General features: G+C 61.6%; 6 protein-coding genes. 2 read left to right on the top strand and 4 right to left on the bottom strand.

Translation table 11 applies throughout. The annotated features are described in order from the left end of the window. A partial coding sequence (locus DIE11_RS35790) for an SDR family NAD(P)-dependent oxidoreductase (protein ID WP_124629839.1) occupies positions 1-95 on the bottom strand: 95 nt, incomplete at its 3' end. A gap of 163 nt (positions 96-258) precedes the next feature. Between DIE11_RS35790 and DIE11_RS35785 the strand changes: the two genes are divergently transcribed. Both DIE11_RS35785 and DIE11_RS35780 read left to right on the top strand, forming a co-directional pair. Then, a complete protein-coding gene (locus DIE11_RS35785) occupies positions 259-1,230 on the top strand; it encodes an aldo/keto reductase (protein WP_124629838.1) in 972 nt (323 codons plus the stop codon). A 111-nt stretch (positions 1,231-1,341) separates the two neighbouring features. Next, complete coding sequence (locus DIE11_RS35780; protein ID WP_124629837.1) at positions 1,342-2,187, top strand: 23S rRNA (adenine(2030)-N(6))-methyltransferase RlmJ; 846 nt, start codon at positions 1,342-1,344, stop codon at positions 2,185-2,187. Between the two features lie 15 nt (positions 2,188-2,202). Here DIE11_RS35780 and DIE11_RS35775 read toward each other — a convergent pair whose 3' ends face one another. From DIE11_RS35775 to cueR, 3 genes are all read right to left on the bottom strand, one after another. After that, positions 2,203-2,538, bottom strand: coding sequence for a hypothetical protein (locus tag DIE11_RS35775; protein WP_124629836.1), 336 nt, complete (start codon positions 2,536-2,538; stop codon positions 2,203-2,205). 144 nt (positions 2,539-2,682) lie between these two features. Next, a complete protein-coding gene (locus tag DIE11_RS35770) occupies positions 2,683-2,829 on the bottom strand; it encodes a DUF3563 family protein (RefSeq protein ID WP_006478295.1) in 147 nt (48 codons plus the stop codon). A gap of 215 nt (positions 2,830-3,044) precedes the next feature. Beyond that, positions 3,045-3,449 (bottom strand): Cu(I)-responsive transcriptional regulator, encoded by a 405-nt coding sequence (cueR, locus tag DIE11_RS35765; RefSeq protein ID WP_059603025.1) that lies wholly within the window; start codon positions 3,447-3,449, stop codon positions 3,045-3,047. Between the last annotated feature and the right edge of the window lie 306 nt (positions 3,450-3,755).

Raw genomic sequence — 3,755 nt, 5'->3', positions numbered from 1 at the left:
GCGCCCGCCTTCGCGAGCTCCAGTGCGATTTCCTTGCCGATGCCGCTTGCGGCGCCCGTGACGACTGCGGTCTTGCCGGTCAGATCTGCTGCCATGTCCGTCTCCTTCCGTTATCGGATCGAAAAAGCGCGCCCCGCTGCAGCCGCTTTCGTCGCGCGGTCGTGCAGATGGGCCAGCCGCTATTGTGCACGATCGGCCCCGCCGTTCGCGCGCAAAACGTCTAAGCTTAAGGTCGGTTTCGAGTCGAGGGAGACTCCCATGCACTATCGACGGCTAGGCCGCTCCGGCCTTCAGATCAGCGCGCTTTCGCTCGGCTCGTGGGTCACCTACGGCAACCAGGTCGATCAGCGGGTTGCCCGCGAATGCCTTGCGGCGGCCCGCGATGCGGGCGTCAATTTCTTCGACAACGCCGAGGTCTATGCGGGTGGCAAATCCGAGGAAATCATGGGCCAGGCGATCAAGTCGCTCGGCTGGCCGCGCATCAGCTACCTCGTGTCTACCAAGTTCTTCTGGGGACTCGCGGAAGCGCCGAACCAGTATCACACGCTGAACCGGAAATATCTGCTGAACGCGATCGACCACTCGCTGCGCCGGCTGCAGCTCGACTATGTCGACCTCGTGTACTGCCATCGCCCCGATCCGAACACGCCGATCGAGGAGACCGTCTGGGCGATGAGCGACATGATCGTGCGCGGCAAGGCGCTCTACTGGGGCACGTCCGAATGGAGCGCCGACGAGATCCGCGCCGCGTACGAAATTGCCGAGCGGCACCATCTGCACAAGCCGGTCGTCGAGCAGCCGCAGTACAACCTGTTCCACCGTACCCGGGTCGAGCAGGAATACGCGCGGCTTTATGACGACTACGGCCTCGGCCTGACGACCTGGAGCCCGCTGGCATCGGGGCTGCTCACCGGCAAGTACCGGAACGGCGTACCGCCGGGTAGCCGCGCGCAATTGCCGGGCTACGACTGGCTCCGTGCGCGGCTGACGGATCCGGCCAGCAACGACGCGGTCGAACGGCTCGGCGCGATCGCGGCCGAGCTCGACTGCGGCACCGCCCAACTCGCGATCGCATGGATACTCGCGAATCCGCGCGTGAGTTCTATCATTACGGGCGCCTCGCGAGTCGAGCAGATCGGCGACAACATGCGCGCGCTCGACGTTGTCGCGAAGCTGACGCCGGAGGTCAAGCAACGTATCGAAGAGGCCGCCGGCGACGCATTCGAGTAAGGCGGCTCACGCCCACTCGCGTACAATACGCGGCCGCATTGGTGCGAGGCCCAGCGGCCACACGCAATCGTCCGTTTTCATCGATTCATCTTTCGTTTCAGGCAGCCAGCCATGCTCAGTTATCGTCACGGTTTTCATGCAGGCAACCACGCGGACGTGCTCAAGCACGCCGTCGTCGTCCAGCTGCTGCGCCACCTGAACAAGAAAGACAAATCGTACTGGTACATCGACACGCACGCCGGCGCCGGCGTGTATTCGCTGCGCGACGGTTATGCCGCCAAGACGGGGGAATTCGACACCGGGATTGGGGCGCTATGGAACGAAAAGAACCTGCCCGAGGTGCTCGGTGATTACGTCGACGAGGTGCGCGCGCTGAACGACGACGGCGAGCTGCGCTACTATCCGGGCTCCCCGTATCTCGCATGGCGATCGATGCGCGAGCAGGACCGGATGCGTCTGTTCGAAATGCACACGACGGAAATCGACGTGCTGCGTCACAACTTCCGCGATGCGGGGCGCCGCGCGATGATTTACGCCGGTGACGGCTTCGAGGGCATCAAGGCGCTGCTGCCGCCGCCGCCGCGACGCGCGCTCGTGCTGATCGATCCGTCCTATGAGGACAAGAAGGACTACGCGCGTACGGTGACTTGCGTAACGGAATGCCTGAAGCGTTTCGCGACCGGCTGTTACGCGATCTGGTATCCGCAGGTTGCGCGGGTGGAATCGCAGCGTTTTCCGGAACAGCTCAAGCGCCTGCAGCCGAACAACTGGCTGCACCTGACGCTGACGGTATCGAATCCGCCGACAGGCGGCCTGGGCCTTTACGGCAGCGGAATGTTCATCCTGAATCCGCCGTACACACTCGCGCAGAGCATGAACGAAGCGCTACCCTATCTCGTCGAACGCCTGGGACAGGACAGCGGCGCCCGATGCCAGATCGAGCACCGCGGGAACTGAGCGGACGTCGTGCCGTTATGGCTGCGGTCTTGGCGTGGGTCTCGGCTGATTGGCCGGCGACACGCCCCAGCCCGGCACATTGATATACGGCGCGACAAACAGCGGGATCGATGAAGTCGATCCTTGCCCGGCCGGCGCTCGCATGCCTGCGGGCTCGACGATTGGCTCTGACGATAACGGAGCCGTTTGCAACACCAGGCCGCCCTTGCCATCCTGGATCCCATGTTGCGTATCGAGAATCAGCGACTTGGACGACGTCGCCGCACCGGCCGCCACGCCGTGAGCGAGCACGACAGCCCCCAGAACGAGACGCGCGCGGGAAACGTGACGCACATCGAGACGCAAGCGCATGGTTGTACTCTTCCGGTTAAAAACAGGCCCATACCATAGCGCCGCGCCGACGATTTCGCCAGATCCAGTGCATAAAAAACAAAGCCCCGTCAACACGGGGCTTGCTTTTCGTTCGGTGCCACACGGCACCTGGCGGTAACTCGATTACAGCGAGTAGCCGTTGGTTTCGAGCGAGCGGATGCGGCTCTCGAGCTGGACGATGTCCGACGACGTGGCGAGGTATGCCTCACGGCGCTCACGTTCTGCGGATTCGAACCAGTTGCTCAGCTTTTCAACGATGTAGGCGATCATGATGTTCTCCAAGGAAGGGGGACCCCTGGCGAATCGAGATTCAGGGATTTCCCGTATAGGGTTATCCCGAATTATAGCGATGCCGCACCAAGATGCCAGTGAAATGCTTGCATGGGAGCCATTCCATTTTGGAATGGCTTGTGAAGCATCCGCTTTAACTCACTGATTTTTATGAATATTGAATCGAGGTCTCTTTTCGACCTCGAGGGCATGCACTAATCTGGTTCACCAGCCGGTTCGGCCAGGCGCGCCAAGATCGGGCATTCAGGTCGTTCGTCACCATGGCAGTGCGCGGCGAGATCCGCTAGCGTATTGCGCATGTCGCTCAATTCCGCGATGCGTTTGTCGAGTTCGGCCACGTGTTCGAGGGCGATCGACTTCACTTCGACGCTGGCGCGGGCGCGGTCCTGCCAGAGCATCAGCAACTTGCGGATATCCTCGACGAGAAAACCGAGCCGCCGTGCCTGACGGATGAAGCGCAGGATATGGACTTCGTCCGAACCGTAGATCCGGTATCCGGCGTCGCTCCGCTTGCTGGGTGCAAGAAGACCGACCTGTTCGTAGTACCGGATCATTTTTGCGCTGACGCCGGATTCGCGCGACGCGTCGCCGATATTCATTCCCTGCCCTCTCTCCATCAAGCACTGGTTCGAACTTGAACGTCGAGGCAAGCGGCCGTCGACGACACTTCGATCGTATCAAATCGCGAGATTTCGTTCCGGCGCGGGCGTGACAACGGAATCGACTGCAATCCGGATAAGTTTATTGGGGTGGGTTGCCGCGGGATCTGCCGGTCCGAGACAGCATGCAGCTTGCAAGACGGAGACGGCTATCTGCCATCTCGCCGCTCAAATGCAAAAACCCCCGCCTTTTGGGCGGGGGTTTCTGGCTTAGGGAGCCTGACGATTACCTACTTTCACACGGGA

The organism is Burkholderia sp. Bp9012 (assembly GCF_003853825.1).
Taxonomy (GTDB): domain Bacteria; phylum Pseudomonadota; class Gammaproteobacteria; order Burkholderiales; family Burkholderiaceae; genus Burkholderia; species Burkholderia diffusa.
This window is presented reverse-complemented; position numbering and strand designations above follow the sequence as displayed.